Below are 16,482 nucleotides of genomic sequence, written 5' to 3'. Positions count from 1 at the left end.
GGCGGCCGAACCCAACCATGTTCCGCTCAGTTCCGCCGAACGGTCAGTGCCCCGCGATCCGACACAGCCTCAGAAGCGCGGGCCTTCCGGCCCCTGGGCGGTCATCCCGCCGAGGTAGGGCCGCAGTGCCTCCGGCACCGTGACCGAGCCGTCCGCCTGCTGATGGTTCTCGAGGATCGGCACCAGCCAACGGGTGTTGGCCATGGTTCCGTTGAGGGTGGCCACAGGGCGGGTCGAACCCTCGCGGCGTTCGCGGATCTGCAGACGCCGGGCCTGGAAGGTCGTGCAGTTCGACGTCGAGGTCAGTTCGCGGTAGGTGCCCTGGGTCGGCACCCAGGCTTCACAGTCGAATTTCCGGGCGGCCGAATCGCCGAGGTCGCCGGCGGCGGTATCGATGACTCGGTAGGGCAGCTCGCACAGTCCGAGCATCTTCTCCTGCAGCGACAGCATCCGCTCATGTTCGGCCTCGGCGCCCTCGACCGGGACGTAGGCGAACATCTCGACCTTCTGGAACTGGTGGACGCGGATGATTCCGCGGGTGTCCTTGCCATAGGAACCGGCCTCACGGCGGTAGCAAGAGGAGATTCCGGCGTAGCGCAGCGGACCGTCGGTCAGGTCGATGATCTCGTCCATGTGGTAACCGGCCAGTGGCACCTCGGAGGTGCCGACGAGGAACAGGTCGTCGGCTTCGAGGCGGTAGACCTCGTCGGCGTGCTCGCCGAGGAAGCCGGTGCCCCGCATGACTTCAGGACGAACGAGGGTCGGGGTGATGGTCGGGCTGAATCCGGCTTCCTCGGCGACGTCACGCGCGAGGTTGAGCAGAGCCATCTCGAGCTTCGCACCGAATCCGGTGAGGTAATGGAAGCGCGATCCGGAGACCTTTGTGCCACGGGCGGTGTCGATGGCCTTGAGCTTCTCGCCGATCTCGAGGTGGTCGAGCGGTTCGAAGCCGTCCGGGGTGAAGTCGCGGGGCTCGCCGACGGTCTTGAGCGTCACGAAGTTCTCTTCGCCGCCCGACGGGATGCCGTCGATGATGAGGTTCGGGACCTTCGATACGAGCTGGTCGAAGGCGAAAGTGGCTTCTTCGGACTCCGCGGACAGCGACTTCACGGCCTCGGACTTCGCCTTGCCTTCAGCGATGAGTGCCGGCTTGTCCTCCTTCGCCGCCTTCGCAATCTGAGAGGAGAAGGACTTCTGATCCGCACGTGCGTCTTCGAAGGCGGTGATGGCCGCACGACGAGCAGAATCGGCGGCGATGACCTCGTCAATGAGCTCGACGGATGCCCCGCGAGCCTCCTGCGATGCCTTGAACAGGGCCGGGTTGTCTCTGAGAAGCGCTAGATCGATCACCCTCTCAGCTTAACGGGCCGGGCCTGTTTTCGATATTCGACCCTCAGCTCGCGTTTGAGTTCCGCACTGTACATTTGGGCCATGATCATCGAGTTGGATCCCCTGATGACCTGGGTCATCATCATCGGCGCACTCGCTGTGCTCGTGGCCGCGTTCCTCATCGGCCGCCGCACCGGCGTTCGTCGCGCCCTCAACACGATGAGACGCTATGCCCACCCGGCGAACCTCTCCGACGAAGTCGTCGATGATTCCGCCCGGTACCGTGCCGCACTCATCGTCAATCCCACGAAGACCGATGTCCACAATCTGTCCTCCACCGCCGAGGCGATCTGCCGTTTCGAGGGATGGAGCCCTCCGCTCGTGCTCGAGACCACCGTCGACGACTCGGGTGAGGGAGCCGCCACCCGCGCCCTCGACGAGGGGGTCGACGTCGTCATCGCCGCCGGCGGTGACGGGACAATCCGCGCGGTCGCCTCGGCGCTGGCGGGAACTTCGACTCCGATGGGGATCGTGCCGCTGGGAACGGGAAACCTGCTCGCACGCAATATCGATCTCGTCCTCGATAAGACGGAGTGGGCGCTGCGGATCGCCCTGTGGGGGCGCAACCGGGAGATCGACGTGGGGAAGGCGAAGACCGCCCCGGACGGCGACACCCATATCTTCACCGTGATGACCGGGCTCGGATTCGATGCCGCGGTCATGGCCGACACCAGCGATGATCTCAAGGCGCGACTCGGATGGCTCGCCTATGTCGAAGCGGGATCGCGGAAGCTCACCGGCAAACCCAGTCATGTAAAGGTCACGTTCGACGACGAATATCGGATCTCGGCGAGGGTGCGCTCGGTCCTCGGCGGCAATTGCGGCCGGCTGCAGGGCGGCATCCAACTGCTGCCGCAGGCGGTCATCGACGACGGCATGCTCGACGTGCTCATCGTCAGCCCGAAGAACCTCGGGCAGTGGGTCGGCGTGCTCGCGTCGATCGCCGGCCGTCGAGCCTCACGCGGGCTGCACACGAATATTCGGAAGTGCCGCAAGGTCGTCGTCGAAGCCGGTGACGACGTTGATATTCAACTCGACGGGGATCCGCTGGGGCAGTCGTCGTACCTCGAGATGGAGGTCGATCCCTCGGCCCTGACCGTCCGAGTGCCGACTGTCGAACAGCGCAAGCAGATCCGCGCCGAGGCGTGGCCGGTCTAGGTCGGAATCGCTGAGTTCGCGCGGCCGGCGCTCCCTCTCGCCGAGGCGGCCGCGACAGTCATTCTTTTACCGACGAGTAGGTCACGAGATGGTTAAAGAAATCCACCCAAGTGTTACCGCTTTTAAACCTGAACAAAACGTACAGAAATAGTTTGGAAAACCCTCAGAACCTAGGATGAGTGCCGTATCACACCCCTCGCCACAGAGATTGAAGGCACTCCAATGAAGAAGATCATCCTCGCGCCGGCAGTCGCGCTCGCTTTCACCGGGCTTGTCGCGAGCCCGGTCGCTGCTGCGGAATCGACGTCTGCCCAGTCGACCTCATCGCAGTCCGCCGAGCAGAAGAAGGCCGAAGCCGAGAAGCTCAAGAAGGAAGAAGCCAAGAAGGCCGCTGCTGAGAAGGCTGAGGCAGAGAAGAAGGCCAAGGCAGAGAAGGCGGCCGCCGAAAAGAAGGCCGAGGAGAAGGCCGAAGCAGCCAAGAAGGCCGCTGACAAGAAGAAGACGGCCGAGGACAAGGCGGACAAGAAGGACGACGCCAAGAAGCCGCCGAAGAAGGTCGATCCGAAGCCTGCCCCTGCCCCCAAGGACGAGGACAAGGACGTCAAGGACGACGACAAGTCTGAGGACAAGGCCAATCCGATCAACGCCTCGGTGCAGGTGACCTCGGGCGAGGTCACGGCCGAAGAACTCGCCGAGGAAGGCGTGACTGTCAAGGTCACCGGCCTCGAGAAGGGCGACAAGGTTTCGGCAAAGTCCGGCCTCACCGGCCCTGCCACGACCGCTCAGGGCTCGACCGCAATATTGAAGCTGCGCTCTGCCAAAGAGGTCACGCAGGAGTCGGTTTCCTTCGCCGTCCAGGTGCAGCGGGACGGCGCCGACAGCAAGAACGTCGCCGGCACCGCCGAGGTCGACCTCCAGGCGGCCATCGACGCTTCGCTTTCCGTCTCCCCGGACGAGATCACCGCTGAGGATCTCGCAGATGAGACCAAGGGCGTCAACGTCACGGTCACCGGTCTTGAAGAAGGCGACACAGTCACTGATTCGCTGACCGAAGAGTCCGAGACCGCCTCAGGCACTACCGTCTCCAAGAAGATCTACTACAAGGGGGACGCAGCAGACCTCGAAGAGGGTCCCGTCGACTTCACCGTCACCATCGAACGTGAGGGCGAAGAATCACAGACCCTTGACGGCGAAATCAACGTCGTCGATGAGGTCGCGGAAATCGACCCGAAGGTCTCGCTCAACACCGACGAGATCTCGCAGAGCGAGTTCGCGAAGAACGGCATCACGGTCACCGGTGAGGGCTTCACCCCCGGCGGCAAGGTCACCGTCGTGGGCGGCACCGCACAGTCACCCTTCGCAACCAAAGAAGTCGAAGCCGACGGCGAGGGCAAAGTCTCCGCAACCCTGAAGTTCGAGGGCGACGACGCACTTCCGGCCGGCGACTACACCGTCTGGGGCGTCGACCAGGCAACCAAGACCAACTCCCCGGCTCAGGGCTTCACCATCACCGAAGACGACGCTGTCGATCCGATCGACGCCTCGCTCACGGTCGATCCCAAGGAGATCACCGCCGAGGATCTCGCCAACAGGGACAAGGGCGTGACCGTCACCGTCTCCGGCGTGAAGAAGGGCGACACGATCACCGACTCGCTCACCGGCAAGAGCGAGACCGCAGAGGCTGACGGAGACTACAAGCTCCACCTCTACTACCGAGGCAACCCGGACAGTCTCGAGGTCGGCAAGGTTCCGTTCACTGTCGCCATCGACCGTGAGGGCACCGAGTCGGAGACCCTCAAAGGCAACATCAACGTTGTCGGCGAAGATGACGGTGACGACGGCGAGACCGAGGCACCCGCCGAGGCGACCTTCAAGGTCTCACCGAAGACGGTTGAGGCAGCGGACTTCGCCAATGAGAAGAAGGGCGTCACCCTCGCCGTCGAGAACTGCGAGCCCGGCGCAGATGTCCACTTCGAGGTCAACCCGAAGGGCATCAACGTCACGGCTTACGAGAACACCGTCAAGGCTGACGACGAAGGCAATGCCTCCGTCAACGTCTTCGGCACCTCGTCGGATGTCTCCGCCTACGTCGGTGCGTACACCGCAACCGCGACCTGCGGCGATGACACCATGAAGGACTCCTTCACAGTCACCGAAGGTGCCAACGGCGGCGGCTCCGGAGGCGGCGACAACGGAAATGCCGGTAACGGTGGAGACGACGGAAGCCAGCTGCCTCGCACCGGAGCCGACCTCGGCGGACTGACGACGGGAGCCCTGCTCCTCCTCGTCGGTGGTGCCGCGATCGCACTGACCGGCCGCAAGAACAAATTCGGTCAGACTCCGACGAGCTTCTGATCCGAGCCAGGCGGACAGCCTGGATCGATTCGGAGGGGCGGCCCAGCACACGCTGAGCCGCCCTTCCTTCTGCTCTGCAGTCCGCGACGAATCGGGCGGTCAGGATGAATGGAGAATGAACTCTGCGACAGGGCCGAAGCCAGCACTGAACAAAACGAACACAACTATGCGTGTGGTGAATGTTGCATTACTGTTACATTCGTAATACTTCACACCCAGCTGTAATTTTCTAAGGAAATACATGAAGAAGCTCGCCCTCGCCCCCGCGGTGGCCATCGCCATCACCGGCCTGGCCGCATCCCCAGTCATCGCTGCCCCCGGCTCGGTCAACTACTCGCACTCTGTCGTCAAGAACTCCGGCGACGCCCAGGAAAGCACTGCGTCTGAATCACCTGAGGCTGATGCGCAGGCTATCGAGGCAAAGGTGACGACCTCCCCCAAGGAAATCACTGCCGAGGATCTCGCCAACAAGGACAAGGGTATCGTCGTCACGATCACCGGCCTTGAAGCCGGAGACAAGATCTCGGATTCGCTCACCGGCGAAGCTGGAACTGCTGAGGGCGATAACTTCGAATACAACATCTACTCCACTCAGCCCGCCGAGGACATCGAAAACGGTACGGTTGATTTCTCCGTCACGATCACTCGCGATGGTGAGCAGCGCACCTACGACGGACTGAGCTTCAACGTTGTCGATGACACCGACGAGCCCGAGGCTCCCGAGGCGGATCCGAAGGTCTCGCTCAACACCGACGAGATCTCGCAGAGCGATTTCGCGAAGAACGGCATCACGGTCACCGGTGAGGGCTTCACCCCCGGCGGCAAGGTCACCGTCGTGGGCGGCACCGCACAGTCACCCTTCGCAACCAAGGAAGTCGAAGCCGACAACGAGGGCAAAGTCTCCGCAACCCTGAAGTTCGAGGGCGACGACGCACTTCCGGCCGGCGACTACACCGTCTGGGGCGTCGACCAGGCGACCAAGACCAACTCCCCGGCTCAGGGCTTCACCATCACCGAAGACAAGACCGAGGACCCCACAACTCCTGCTGAAGAAGCCACGTTGACCGTCTCCCCGAGTCGATCACCCCCGCTGACTTCGTCAAGGAAGACAAGGGTGTCACCCTCGCCGTCGAGAACTGCGAGCCCGGTGAAGACGTCCGCTTCCTCGTTACCCCCAAGGGCGAATCGAGCGTCACCGCCTTCGACAAGACCGTTCAGGCTGACGACGAAGGCAAGGCCAACGTCAACGTCTACGGCACCAGCGCGTCCAATGCCTCGGCCTACGTCGGCGATTACGATGTCACCGTCACCTGCGGCGATGACGAACTGACCGGTGACTTCTCGGTCGAGGAGGATCCGAATGCCGGTGGCGGCGACGGAAACGAAGACGGCAATGGCGGAAACGACGAAGGCGACAACGGTGATGCCGGCAACGGGGGCGACCTGCCTCGCACCGGTACCGAGCTGACCGGCCTCGTCGGCGGCGCCGGCCTCCTCCTCATCGGTGGAGTTGCAGTCGCCATGACCATGCGCCGCAAGAAGGTGGCCCAGGATCCCGCTGAGATCTGATAGCGACCGCCTGAGCTCTGCAGAGCTCGACGCGAACTGAGAAGAGCGCAGACCCGTTCGGGTCTGCGCTCTTCGTTATTGTGTTTATCTCAGCCGCGTCGGTACCGGTTGTACAGCACCAGGGCTCCTGGTTCCGGACGGCCCTGCGGGCGACGTCCGCGCGAGATCGAGACGACGTCCCCGCCCACGGTGCCGGCTGCAAAGACGCGTGCATCGCGTTCCTGCGCCGATCTGCGGGTCCGCACCTCGTCCTCAAGCTCCTCATTGCGGCTCTTGAGCGCATCGACCTGATTCTGCAGGTCGATGATCTTCTTGATCCCGACGAGGTTGACTCCCTCGTCCTGCGACAGCTGCTGGATCAGTCGCAGCTTGGCGATGTCCTTTCCGGAGTAGCGTCGCCCCCGGCCCGCGGTGCGTTCCGGAGTGACGAGACCCAGGCGGTCATACTGCCGCAGCGTCTGCGGGTGCATGCCCGCCAGATCCGCTGCCACCGAGATGACATACACCGCCGCACTCGATGAAATGTGCATTGTGATTCACCACCTCAACTGGCCTTGGCTTTGTCCAGCAAGCCAGCGCGTGGATCCTCACCTTCGGTGGCAGCCTTGAACGATTCGACCGCCTGCTTGGCTTCCCTGGACAAGTTCTTCGGCGACACGATCTCGACTGTCGCCAGCAGATCTCCGGTGCCCTTCTTCGTCTTCACGCCCTTGCCGCGCACACGCAGGGTCCGCCCTGAAGGCGTCCCCGGTGCGACCTTGACCTTGACGGGCATTCCGCCCAGGGTCGGCACCTTGACCTCGGCACCGAGGGTCGCCTCGTCGAAGCTGATCGGCAGATCCATCCGCAGGTTGTCACCGTCGCGGGTGAAGACCGGGTGCGGGCTCACGTGCACGGTGAGGATGACGTCACCGTTCTCGCCGCCGTTGGGGCTGGTCTTGCCCTTGCCGGCCAGGCGGATCTTCTGTCCGTCTTTGACCCCGATCGGGGTGCGCACGGTCAGCGGCTTCCCGCCGGGCATGTTCAGCTTCACCGAGGCGCCGTCGATGGCTTCGGTGAATGACAGCGTCGTGCTCGACTTGATGTCGCCGCCCTTGACCGGGGGCTGGTACCCGCCGTATCCGCCGCCACCGCCGAAGCCTCCGCCGAATCCGCCGAGCAGATCCGCCAGGTCCGGGGGAACGTCGCCCCCGCCGCCGTAGGTCGTGCGGGTCCGAGTCCGTCCGCCGCCTCCGAAGAGGTCGGAGAACACGTCGTCGAATCCGCCGCCGGCAGCACCGCCGGGTCCGCCTGCACCGGCGCTGAACCGAGCACCGCCGCCCATGGCTCGGACCTGATCGTACTGGGCCCGGGATTCCTTGTCGGAGAGCACCTGGTGGGCCTGGCCGATCTCCTTGAACTTCTCTTCGGCCTTCTCATCACCGGGGTTGGCGTCCGGGTGATACTTGCGTGCGAGTTTGCGATAGGCCTTCTTGATCTCGGCATCGGAAGCATCCTTGGAGACGCCGAGGGTTTTGTAGAAGTCCTTGTCGAACCAATCATTCTGAGGTCCGGTATTCACCTGGCACCTCCTTTCCTTCCAAACAATCCAGTCATCACGGTATTCACTTGTCCTCTCACAATCCGCATCGCCGGGGCAAAGCCCCGAAGATCCGGACCGTCGCCGAGGCGGTTCCCCGTCCCCGTACGTCGGTGAACTGACGTACGGGGCGGGCGGCCGCCTCGGCGATCGTGGTCGTAGCTCAGTCCTCCGGCTGCTGGACGCCGACGCGGGCAGCGCGGATGATGCGCTCCCCGATTCGGTAGCCCGGCTGCATGACCAGGAAGAGCGTCGGAGTCTCGACCTCGTCCGAGGGCTGCTGCATGAGCGCCTCGTGGAGGTTCGGATCGAACTCGTCGCCGACCTCTCCGTACTGTTCGACGCCGATCTTGTTCAGTGATTCGACGAGCTTGTTCACGTGGGTCTCGAAAGGCCCGGTGACGTCGCCGTTCTCGCGGGCGAGTTTGACCTCGTCGAGCACGGGGATCAGGGCCTCGACGACCTTGATCGTGCCGCCGAGTGCCGCACGCTCGCGTTCCCGGTCGGCGCGCATCCGATACGCCGCATATTCGGCGTTGATGCGCTTGAGGTCGGCCAGGTAGTCCGCGGCTTCCGAACCCGGTTCGGGCTCGGCTGCCGGCTCGGTGTCCTCAAGACCCGAGGCATCGGCGGGGATGTCCACACCGAGGTCGCTGGCATCGGCCGCGGCCGCACCCTGCTGCTCGGCATTCGGATCCGCGGTCGGCTCCTCGCCGACCCCGGCCGAGGCCGACTGCGCGTCGGCCTCGGGACGGACCTCACCGGTGTTCGGATCAACCCGGCGCTTGTCACTGAAGGTGAAGCCTGGCTCCTCGGACGACTTGTCGTTGCCCTCGGCAGTCATTACTTCTTCTCCTCATCCTCTTCGTCGACAACTTCAGCGTCGACGACATCGTCGTCTGTGCTGGCATCGGCTGCGCCCTCACCGGCAGCTTCGGCGCCTTCGGCACCGCCCTGCTGGCTGTAGATGGCTTCGCCGATCTTCTGCTGGTTCTCAACGAGCTTGTCGTAGGCGCTCTTCACGGCGTCGTCGTCTTCACCCTTGAGTGCTTCCTTGACGGCATCGACATCGCCCTGCATCTCGGTCTTGAGCTCCTCGGGCAACTTGTCAGCGTTGTCAGTGAGCAGCTTCTCGGTCTGGTAGGCGAGGTTCTCCGCATTGTTGCGGACATCGGCTGCCTCACGGCGCTTCTTGTCCTCTTCTGCGTGTTCCTCGGCCTCGCGGACCATGCGGTCGATGTCTTCCTTCGGCAGTGCGGAACCGCCTGTGATCGTCATCGACTGCTCAGTGCCGGTGCCCTTGTCGGTGGCCGACACGTGGACGATGCCGTTGGCGTCGATGTCGAAGGCGACCTCGATCTGCGGCACGCCGCGAGGAGCCGGAGCGATACCGGTCAGCTCGAAGGTGCCGAGGTTCTTGTTGTCGCGAGTGAACTCACGCTCACCCTGGAAGACCTGGATCGACACAGAGGGCTGGTTGTCCTCAGCGGTAGTGAAGGTCTCCGAACGCTTGGTCGGGATCGGGGTGTTGCGCTCGATGAGCTTGGTCATCACGCCGCCCTTGGTCTCGAGTCCGAGCGAGAGCGGGGTGACGTCGATGAGCAGAACGTCCTTGCGCTCACCCACGAGGACACCAGCCTGCACGGCAGCGCCGATGGCGACGACCTCATCGGGGTTGACGCCCTTGTTGGGCTCCTTGCCTCCGGTGAGTTCGGTGACGACGGCGGAGACGCCGGGCATACGGGTCGAACCGCCGACGAGGACGACGTGGTCGATGTCGCTGACGGAGACGCCGGCGTCCTTCATGACTGCGTGGAAAGGAGCCTTGGTGCGCTCGAGGAGGTCCTTGGTCAGGTCCTCGAACTTCGCACGGGTGAGGGTCTCATCCAGGTGGATGGGTCCGTTCTCGCTCATCGACAGGTACTGCAGCGAGATGTTCGTGCTGGTCGCCGAGGACAGTTCCTTCTTGGCCTGCTCAGCGGCTTCCTTGAGGCGCTGCAGAGCGGTGGCGTCCTTGGTCAGGTCCACACCGTAGTTGTTCTTGACCTGCTCGACCAGCCAGTCGACGATGCGCTGATCCCAGTCATCGCCGCCGAGGCGGTTGTCACCGGAGGTCGCACGAACCTGAATGGTGGAGAAGTCATCTTCGTCCTTGCCGACTTCCAGCAGGGAGACGTCGAACGTACCGCCACCGAGGTCGAAGACGAGGATGAGCTCGTCTTCCTTGCCGCGCTCGAGGCCGTAGGCCAGAGCGGCAGCGGTGGGCTCGTTGATGATGCGCGAGACGTTGAGGCCGGCGATCTCACCGGCGTCCTTCGTGGCCTGACGCTCAGCATCGTTGAAGTATGCGGGAACGGTGATCACCGCGTCGGTGACCTTCTCCTGCAGGTATTCTTCGGCGTCGTGCTTGAGCTTCTGGAGGATGCGGGCCGAGACTTCGGGAGCCGTCATCTTCTTGCCGCCGATCTCGGTGGACCAGTCGGTGCCCATGTGGCGCTTGACCGATGCGACGGTGTTCTTGATGTTCGTGACGGCCTGACGCTTAGCGATCTCACCGACGAGCGAGTCGCCGTTCTTGTTGACTGCGACGACGGACGGGGTCGTGCGACCGCCTTCCGCGTTTGCAATGACCTTCGGGTCGCCGCCTTCGAGGACGGTGACGACGGAGTTCGTGGTTCCGAGGTCGATTCCGACTGCACGTGCCATAGTTTTCTCTCCTTATAGATCGTGAGTTCCTGCGACTCGAATGCGTGCGATCGGGCGGCTCCGGTCCTTGAGTCGGAACCACTCAACCGCACACATTGAGCCAACCGGACTCAAGTATTCTCTTCGAGGTTCCGACCGTCAAGTCGGCCTCATCAAAGTTGCGTACACTAGACTCAACTTTGCTGAGGCCGACTTTATTCCAGCGGGAGAGGAATTCTTTTCAGTCGGCCGTTGCAGGTTCTCGGGTTTCGTGCCGGAATCTCACTTTCACGCCGGGACCAGGAAGCCAAAGGTACGCCGGCGAAGACGTTGCTGGACAGGGAATTGATCCACCTCACCGAGGCAGGCTCTTCGGTCGCGACGATTGTGAGAGTGCAGACGGGACCCGCTTTCCAGGGGCATACCCAATCCGGCCGCCCTGGTCGTATGCGCGTCAGCAATTCCGCAGTCGCGCATATGCCACAGGCTCATCGCAGGATCCCATTGAGCACGAACTCGGTGCGGCGGTCATAGTCAGGACGCGATGGGCGGCCGCGATGCTTGAGCACGGCGGCATTGTCGAGAACCAGTTCGTGAAAGTCCTTGGCCGCGAACGATGAACTGAGGACACCTTCTGCACACCCCTCGGCCACCAACTCATCATGAAAACGACTACCCCTATGACAGAGGGCCATCAGCTCACCTGATTCCGGGAACTCCTGAAGCAGCACATCATTGACCGCGGGAATTCGATACTGGATATCCCTGATGGCAGAGATGTACCCCCGGATCCGCACCTTGACACCGGAGGCGGATCGAGCATCGTCGATGATGCCGCGCAGCTCCGAGGCAACGACCGCGTCGATGACAGCATCGATGAGTCCTGCTCTCCCGCCGAATCTGTTGAAGATCGTCGCCCTGCTCACTCCAGCCCTCGAAGCTACCTCATCCAACGACGCCGAAAAACCCTCCTCGCGGAAGACTTCCACGGCAGCCTCCCTAATCCGATCGACATTGCGCCGAGCATCGGTACGAAGCTCAGTCGAGTCTTGTTCGATCACAGCAGCATCCCTTCACTCCAAACAACTTGACACCCATTGTCAACTTCGGCATCATCGTACTCCCAGACAAATTGACAATATCAGTCAACTTATCATCGGTGCTCACCTGAGCGTCCCTTCTTCGACGATGGCCGTTCACTTCGAGCCCTGGCCCATGAAAGGACGCCTCATGATCATCGTCACCGGAGCGACAGGTATCCTCAACGGCGCCGTCGTCGAGCATCTCCTTGAGCGTTTACCCGCGAGCCAGATCGGCGTCAGCGTCCGCGATCCCAGCCGAGCCCGGCGCTTTGCCGAACGGGGCGTCAGTGTGCGACGAGGCAGCTACGACGAGCCCAATGCATTGCGCGAGTCGTTCGAAGGCGCTGACCAGGTACTTCTCGTCTCCTCCAACGACCTCAGTGCCGATGTCGCCGCTCAGCACCGCCGTGCGATCGACGCCGCGGTCGAGGCCGGCGCGCAGCACGTTCTCTACACCAGCCAACATGCGGCATCGGCAGATTCGCCCTACTTGCCACAGACGATCCACGCGATGTCAGAGGACCATCTCGCAGCATCGGGGGTGGCCTGGACTGCTCTGCGGTATGGCTTCTACGGCGATATCGCGGACCTGGTCGGGCCCTGGCATTCAACCGGCGCCGTCGCCCGGCCCGCCGACGGCCCCTTCTTCTGGGTCGACCGCCGGGACGCCGGAGAAGCAGCAGCCGAAATCCTCATCAGAGGTGTCGCGTACAACGGTTCGGTCGATCTGACTCCCGCCTCGCCGATCACGCTCACCGATTTCGCCTCGGCGGCGTCGCAACTGGCCGGACGGCAGATCGAACGCATCACCGTCGGAGACGAAGAGTGGATTGCCGGGGAAGTCGCATCTGGAGTTCCGGAAGCTGCCGCACGTTTCACCCTCACGATGTTCCAGGCAACGCGGATCGGCCACTTCGCTCACTCAGATGCGCAGCTCACCGAACTCCTCGGGCGAGAACCTCTCAGCGTCTCTGAGCAGTTGGCTGACGAGATCGGCAGCTGAGCCGAGCACGCTGAGATGACTCACCGCCGGCATCACACGCAAGAAGACAATGGAACCACAGCATCTGATGAGCTGGGTCCTCGTGGCGGCCATCAGCGCGGCCACCTCCGGCGTTGACCTGATGATCGCACTCCGATCAACGCTCTTCCACGGACGACGCTCAGGGTTCGCTGCCGTCATCGGTATCGAGATCGGGCACGCCATCCGGGCAGGAGCCAGCCTCGTTGGCCTGACTGCGCTGCTGGCCGCCTCAACGGTCGCCTATGACATCGTGAGGATCGCCGGAGCATGTTACCTGGTGTGGTTGGGCTGCACGGCGATCTGGAAGCCCCTTCCACTCAACCGGTCGACGGAAACGGAGACGGCGGCACCGACTCCGCAGAACCCCATCGACGCTGCCCGCAGCGGACTGATCAGCAATATGCTCAACCCCAAAGTCGGAGTCTTCTACATCAGCATCCTCCCCCAGTTCCTTCCCACAGAATCACCCGCCGCGGGCTGGGGCGTATTACTGATGTCCATTGCACTTGCCATCGGAATCTTGTGGCACTCGGCGATAGTACTAGCAGCCACTCGTGCTCGAGGCGTGCTCGCACGCGAACGCGTCAAGATCTGGCTCGATCGCACGAGCACTGCTGTGATGATCGACCTTGGAGTGCGCTTGGCCACTGAGCACTGACGCGCGCGAGCAACCCGCGATCGGGGTAGGCGGATAGAGAATTCGAGAACGCTCGAACAGTAGGCTGATCATGCACGAACATACGCACCACGCGGGTTTGACCTCGGCGCTTCGATGACGAAACGGGCGTGCCGGAACCGTGCCCATCGCAGCACCTCCTCGGTTCCGTGGTCGAATGCCGAACCTGTTTGCTCCAGCACGCCGTCACGCTGTGGGTGAATGTGATTGACGAGCTCAGAGTCTGGAGCAGTGCGGCCCTCGTCGCTGTCCGACCGGGAGACGAGGCCGAGCGATTCCTTGACGGGATTGACCAGCGCGGGGACCTTCGCCGCCAGGGGTGGCTCTGCTCCAGGCGGAGGGCACACATTTGGCGGTCGATTCGATCAGCGCTTTGGCCGTGCTCACTTCGAGCCTCGGATCCATGTCAAAGCTGTCGCCTTCTGACTTGGTTCTGCACCGTGGTGGTCATCGTGATTCCTCCTCGCCCTCGGCGCGTTGGATCGCGTCGGCGAGCCGACGCTGCTCCTTGCCCATCCAGCCAGGAAGCCCATAGTTTGACTTGAACGTGTCGACGAACTCCGCTGGGTCATCGCCGACGACCTCACGGACCGGCGTGCCATCGGCCGCAGCCGCCTCGAACAGATCAGCAAGGTCGTCAGTCATGTCCAACAGGTAGTCACCGTCAGCGGGGCCGGTGACCATCAGGTATCGCTCGATCCCCTCAACAGCCGTACGGTATCCCGGTGGCAGCTGCTGGACCCGCACCTTGTACGCACGCCAGCGCTTCTTGTCCTCAAATGAGCCGATGATCGTCTCGATCCAACGTGCGGCCATGGTTACTCTCCCTTTTCTTGGTGGTTGATTTGGTCGTGGAGCCGGTCGATCCGTTCTGCGAGGAAACTCCAAGTCCTCCAGAACTCCTTGAGAGACTCCTGACCGTCAGCGTTGAGCGAGTAGACTTTGCGCGGCGGGCCCTTCTCCGAGGGAACCTTCTCCACGTCGACCAGACTGCGCTGCTCGATCCGCACCAGCAGGGCATAAACGGTGCCCTCCGCAATGTCGGCGAAGCCCTGCTCGCGCAGCCAACTGGTGATCTCGTATCCATACGCTGACCGGCCGGCCAGGATCGCCAGCACGATGCCCTCCAGCGTGCCCTTGAGCATCTCGGTTGCCTGCCTGCCCATCCGACCACCCTCCTACTCATTATTACTGACTACTGGTACATAGTAAGCCAAGTACCGCTAGATAGCAACACTGACTACAGAACGACTTCGGCCGAAGCGCATGTGGTAAAAATGGTGGGTCGAGGGCCAGACAGGTGGCCCGTTCACACAGCTCGTGTGAAAATAGCGAGGCAGGCTCTTTGTCAGGAGGCGACCCTCCGTGAGCAGTCGCACACTCTCCAAAACGCCAATGACGAATGGATATGGATGTGCAAGCTCGCTCGAAGCGAAGCCCAGCGACGGGACCACTGCCCTGGGCAGCATTGTCGCTGCTCTCGCTGGTGTCTTATCGTGCCCTCCGGTCGACGCAGCCCTCGGGTCCATCTGCGACGGGCGGGGCAAGGGATAGCGCTTTCACTCGGGAGGAAGACTCGTGCTCGTCCTTTCGCGAAGCGCCCTGCAGATTCTCCGCTTCAGAGGTGAAAGACGTGACGACACCCTGATGTCCGGGTGGTCTTCCGGTCCATCGTGCATCTACCGCAGCCCCGTACCCCGTACGCCGATGGGTCTCTGAGCAAGAACCGCTCTCAGCTCCGCTCCCAGACGGCCTATACCGTCGTTGATCTGTTCATCGGTGACACCCGTGAAGTTGATTCGGGCATGGTTATGATGCTGCTCATCGGCGAAGAATGTCGCTCCGGGAACATAAGCGACTTTCGCCTTGGGAAGCGCCGTGTCCGCAGCGAACCGGGCAGAGTCGAATCCCTCAGGAAAGGTCAGCCACGTGAAGAGTCCGCCCTCGGGCCGAGTGAACTGGATGTCGGCAGGGAACTCTCGTCCGATCGCTTCGAGCATGACGTCTCGTTTCTGGCGGTAGGCGAGCCTGAGCCCCGCGACGTGGGCACCGATGTCGAATCGGGTCAGGTAGGAGGCGACTGCCGCCATCGAAAGTGTCCCCGATTGAGTGTCGGCGGCGAGCTTGAGCAGTGCCAGCTTCTCCCGAAGCTCTCCACTCGCAGTCAGCCATCCCAGCCGGAGGCCAGGGGCAAGGATCTTGGAGAAGCTGTTCAGATGGATCACCCTCCCCTGAGTGTCGAGACTGCGCAAGGTCGGCAACCGCGGTCCTTCATAGCGCAGTTCTCGATAGGGCGTGTCCTCAAGGATGATCAGATTGTGCTCGTTCGCTAGTTCGATGAGCCGACGGCGCCGCTCGAGGCTCATCGAGACTCCCGTAGGGTTATGGAAGTCGGGCACTGTGTACAGCAGCTTCGCTCCCGGACCTGCTTTGAGCACTGCAGCGAGGTGGTCGGTGTCCATACCGTGGTCGTCCAGACGCACGGTTGCGTAGGACGGTTCGAACGGCGCGAACGCTATCAGTGCGCCGACGAACGTCGGGTCTTCCACTATGATTGTGTCACCAGGGTCGATGAGAAGCTTCGCTACGAGCTCGATTCCCTGTTGGCCTCCGTTGAGGATGAGGATCTCATCGGCGTCCGCCGGCGTCCCGTCAGCAGACATCCGATCCGCCACCTGCTCCCGCAGACGCACCAATCCATCGGATGCGGTGTACTGCAGGACAGAACCGTGTTCGCGGCACAGAAGTTCGGAATACACAGCACGGAGCTCGTCGAACGGAAACAGCGCCTGGTCAGGGTAGCCACCGCCGAAGGAGATGAGCTCCGAATCGTCTCCGTGCTTGAGCAGATCTCGGATGGCCGAAGGGCGCACACTTGACATTCTCCGGGCGTAGTCGATGTCCATACGATGAGTTCCTCTCCTACTGAACTGAGGTGGCTTCTGGCAACTGTTCACGAGCACGA

15 protein-coding genes are annotated in these 16,482 nt (G+C 62.6%); 6 read left to right on the top strand and 9 right to left on the bottom strand.

Going from position 1 to position 16,482, the window contains the following annotated elements:
- Positions 1 to 69 precede the first annotated feature (69 nt).
- Positions 70 to 1,350, bottom strand: a complete 1,281-nt coding sequence (gene serS / locus BLU88_RS04555) for a serine--tRNA ligase (RefSeq protein WP_092010481.1) — start codon at positions 1,348 to 1,350, stop codon at positions 70 to 72.
- Positions 1,351 to 1,431: 81 nt separating this feature from the next.
- Between serS and BLU88_RS04550 the strand changes: the two genes are divergently transcribed.
- The 4 genes from BLU88_RS04550 to BLU88_RS19120 all read left to right on the top strand — a co-directional run bounded on the left by BLU88_RS04550 (position 1,432) and on the right by BLU88_RS19120 (position 6,471).
- Positions 1,432 to 2,547, top strand: a complete 1,116-nt coding sequence (locus tag BLU88_RS04550) for a diacylglycerol/lipid kinase family protein (RefSeq protein WP_231939586.1) — start codon at positions 1,432 to 1,434, stop codon at positions 2,545 to 2,547.
- Between the two features lie 222 nt (positions 2,548 to 2,769).
- Entirely contained in the window at positions 2,770 to 4,902 is a 2,133-nt protein-coding gene (locus BLU88_RS18350; protein ID WP_197678186.1) for a hypothetical protein, read from the top strand.
- A 241-nt stretch (positions 4,903 to 5,143) separates the two neighbouring features.
- Positions 5,144 to 6,232 carry a hypothetical protein gene (locus tag BLU88_RS18520; RefSeq protein ID WP_231939585.1) on the top strand — a complete coding sequence of 363 codons (1,089 nt, stop codon included), beginning with the start codon at positions 5,144 to 5,146 and terminating at the stop codon, positions 6,230 to 6,232.
- Entirely contained in the window at positions 6,229 to 6,471 is a 243-nt protein-coding gene (locus tag BLU88_RS19120) for an LPXTG cell wall anchor domain-containing protein (RefSeq protein WP_407922850.1), read from the top strand. Before BLU88_RS18520 ends, BLU88_RS19120 begins: the two co-directional genes overlap by 4 nt.
- Before the next feature lie 89 nt (positions 6,472 to 6,560).
- Here the strand turns inward: BLU88_RS19120 and BLU88_RS04535 are convergent, their stop codons facing one another.
- The 5 genes from BLU88_RS04535 to BLU88_RS04515 form a co-directional block, all read right to left on the bottom strand.
- On the bottom strand, positions 6,561 to 7,001 hold the full coding sequence (locus tag BLU88_RS04535; RefSeq protein WP_092010478.1) for a heat shock protein transcriptional repressor HspR: 441 nt from the start codon (positions 6,999 to 7,001) through the stop codon (positions 6,561 to 6,563).
- 14 nt (positions 7,002 to 7,015) lie between these two features.
- Positions 7,016 to 8,032 carry a DnaJ C-terminal domain-containing protein gene (locus tag BLU88_RS04530; RefSeq protein ID WP_092010474.1) on the bottom strand — a complete coding sequence of 339 codons (1,017 nt, stop codon included), beginning with the start codon at positions 8,030 to 8,032 and terminating at the stop codon, positions 7,016 to 7,018.
- A 181-nt stretch (positions 8,033 to 8,213) separates the two neighbouring features.
- Positions 8,214 to 8,894 carry a nucleotide exchange factor GrpE gene (locus BLU88_RS04525; protein WP_092010471.1) on the bottom strand — a complete coding sequence of 227 codons (681 nt, stop codon included), beginning with the start codon at positions 8,892 to 8,894 and terminating at the stop codon, positions 8,214 to 8,216.
- Positions 8,894 to 10,756: a molecular chaperone DnaK gene (dnaK, locus tag BLU88_RS04520; protein WP_092010468.1), complete on the bottom strand. Its 1,863-nt coding sequence runs from the start codon at positions 10,754 to 10,756 to the stop codon at positions 8,894 to 8,896. The genes BLU88_RS04525 and dnaK overlap by 1 nt, the downstream gene beginning before the upstream one ends.
- 467 nt (positions 10,757 to 11,223) lie before the next feature.
- A complete protein-coding gene (locus tag BLU88_RS04515) occupies positions 11,224 to 11,796 on the bottom strand; it encodes a TetR/AcrR family transcriptional regulator (RefSeq protein ID WP_092010465.1) in 573 nt (190 codons plus the stop codon).
- Between the two features lie 169 nt (positions 11,797 to 11,965).
- Here BLU88_RS04515 and BLU88_RS04510 point away from each other — a divergent pair, with 169 nt between their 5' ends.
- Together BLU88_RS04510 and BLU88_RS04505 are read left to right on the top strand one after the other, a co-directional pair.
- A complete protein-coding gene (locus BLU88_RS04510) occupies positions 11,966 to 12,820 on the top strand; it encodes an NmrA family NAD(P)-binding protein (RefSeq protein WP_092010462.1) in 855 nt (284 codons plus the stop codon).
- A gap of 49 nt (positions 12,821 to 12,869) precedes the next feature.
- Positions 12,870 to 13,499 (top strand): LysE family translocator, encoded by a 630-nt coding sequence (locus BLU88_RS04505; protein ID WP_092010458.1) that lies wholly within the window; start codon positions 12,870 to 12,872, stop codon positions 13,497 to 13,499.
- A gap of 465 nt (positions 13,500 to 13,964) precedes the next feature.
- Here BLU88_RS04505 and BLU88_RS04495 read toward each other — a convergent pair whose 3' ends face one another.
- The 3 genes from BLU88_RS04495 to BLU88_RS04485 all read right to left on the bottom strand — a co-directional run bounded on the left by BLU88_RS04495 (position 13,965) and on the right by BLU88_RS04485 (position 16,399).
- On the bottom strand, positions 13,965 to 14,333 hold the full coding sequence (locus BLU88_RS04495) for a DUF1048 domain-containing protein (protein ID WP_092010452.1): 369 nt from the start codon (positions 14,331 to 14,333) through the stop codon (positions 13,965 to 13,967).
- A 2-nt stretch (positions 14,334 to 14,335) separates the two neighbouring features.
- A complete protein-coding gene (locus BLU88_RS04490) occupies positions 14,336 to 14,683 on the bottom strand; it encodes a PadR family transcriptional regulator (RefSeq protein WP_092010449.1) in 348 nt (115 codons plus the stop codon).
- Between the two features lie 513 nt (positions 14,684 to 15,196).
- Positions 15,197 to 16,399: an aminotransferase-like domain-containing protein gene (locus BLU88_RS04485; protein WP_092017167.1), complete on the bottom strand. Its 1,203-nt coding sequence runs from the start codon at positions 16,397 to 16,399 to the stop codon at positions 15,197 to 15,199.
- Between the last annotated feature and the right edge of the window lie 83 nt (positions 16,400 to 16,482).

The sequence above is a fragment of the Brevibacterium siliguriense genome (assembly GCF_900105315.1).
In the GTDB taxonomy this organism is placed as follows: domain Bacteria; phylum Actinomycetota; class Actinomycetes; order Actinomycetales; family Brevibacteriaceae; genus Brevibacterium; species Brevibacterium siliguriense.
This window is presented reverse-complemented; position numbering and strand designations above follow the sequence as displayed.

Excerpts from the sequence above, each read along its gene's own strand:
- BLU88_RS04505 (WP_092010458.1), top strand. The coding sequence starts at position 12,870 with ATGGAACCACAGCATCTGATGAGCTGGGTCCTCGTGGCGGCCATCAGC.
- BLU88_RS18520 (WP_231939585.1), top strand. The coding sequence starts at position 5,144 with ATGAAGAAGCTCGCCCTCGCCCCCGCGGTGGCCATCGCCATCACCGGC.
- BLU88_RS04525 (WP_092010471.1), bottom strand. The coding sequence starts at position 8,894 with ATGACTGCCGAGGGCAACGACAAGTCGTCCGAGGAGCCAGGCTTCACC.
- BLU88_RS04485 (WP_092017167.1), bottom strand. The coding sequence starts at position 16,399 with ATGTCAAGTGTGCGCCCTTCGGCCATCCGAGATCTGCTCAAGCACGGA.
- BLU88_RS04495 (WP_092010452.1), bottom strand. The coding sequence starts at position 14,333 with ATGGCCGCACGTTGGATCGAGACGATCATCGGCTCATTTGAGGACAAG.
- BLU88_RS04490 (WP_092010449.1), bottom strand. The coding sequence starts at position 14,683 with ATGGGCAGGCAGGCAACCGAGATGCTCAAGGGCACGCTGGAGGGCATC.
- BLU88_RS04550 (WP_231939586.1), top strand. The coding sequence starts at position 1,432 with ATGATCATCGAGTTGGATCCCCTGATGACCTGGGTCATCATCATCGGC.
- BLU88_RS04510 (WP_092010462.1), top strand. The coding sequence starts at position 11,966 with ATGATCATCGTCACCGGAGCGACAGGTATCCTCAACGGCGCCGTCGTC.
- BLU88_RS18350 (WP_197678186.1), top strand. The coding sequence starts at position 2,770 with ATGAAGAAGATCATCCTCGCGCCGGCAGTCGCGCTCGCTTTCACCGGG.
- BLU88_RS04535 (WP_092010478.1), bottom strand. The coding sequence starts at position 7,001 with ATGCACATTTCATCGAGTGCGGCGGTGTATGTCATCTCGGTGGCAGCG.
- dnaK (WP_092010468.1), bottom strand. The coding sequence starts at position 10,756 with ATGGCACGTGCAGTCGGAATCGACCTCGGAACCACGAACTCCGTCGTC.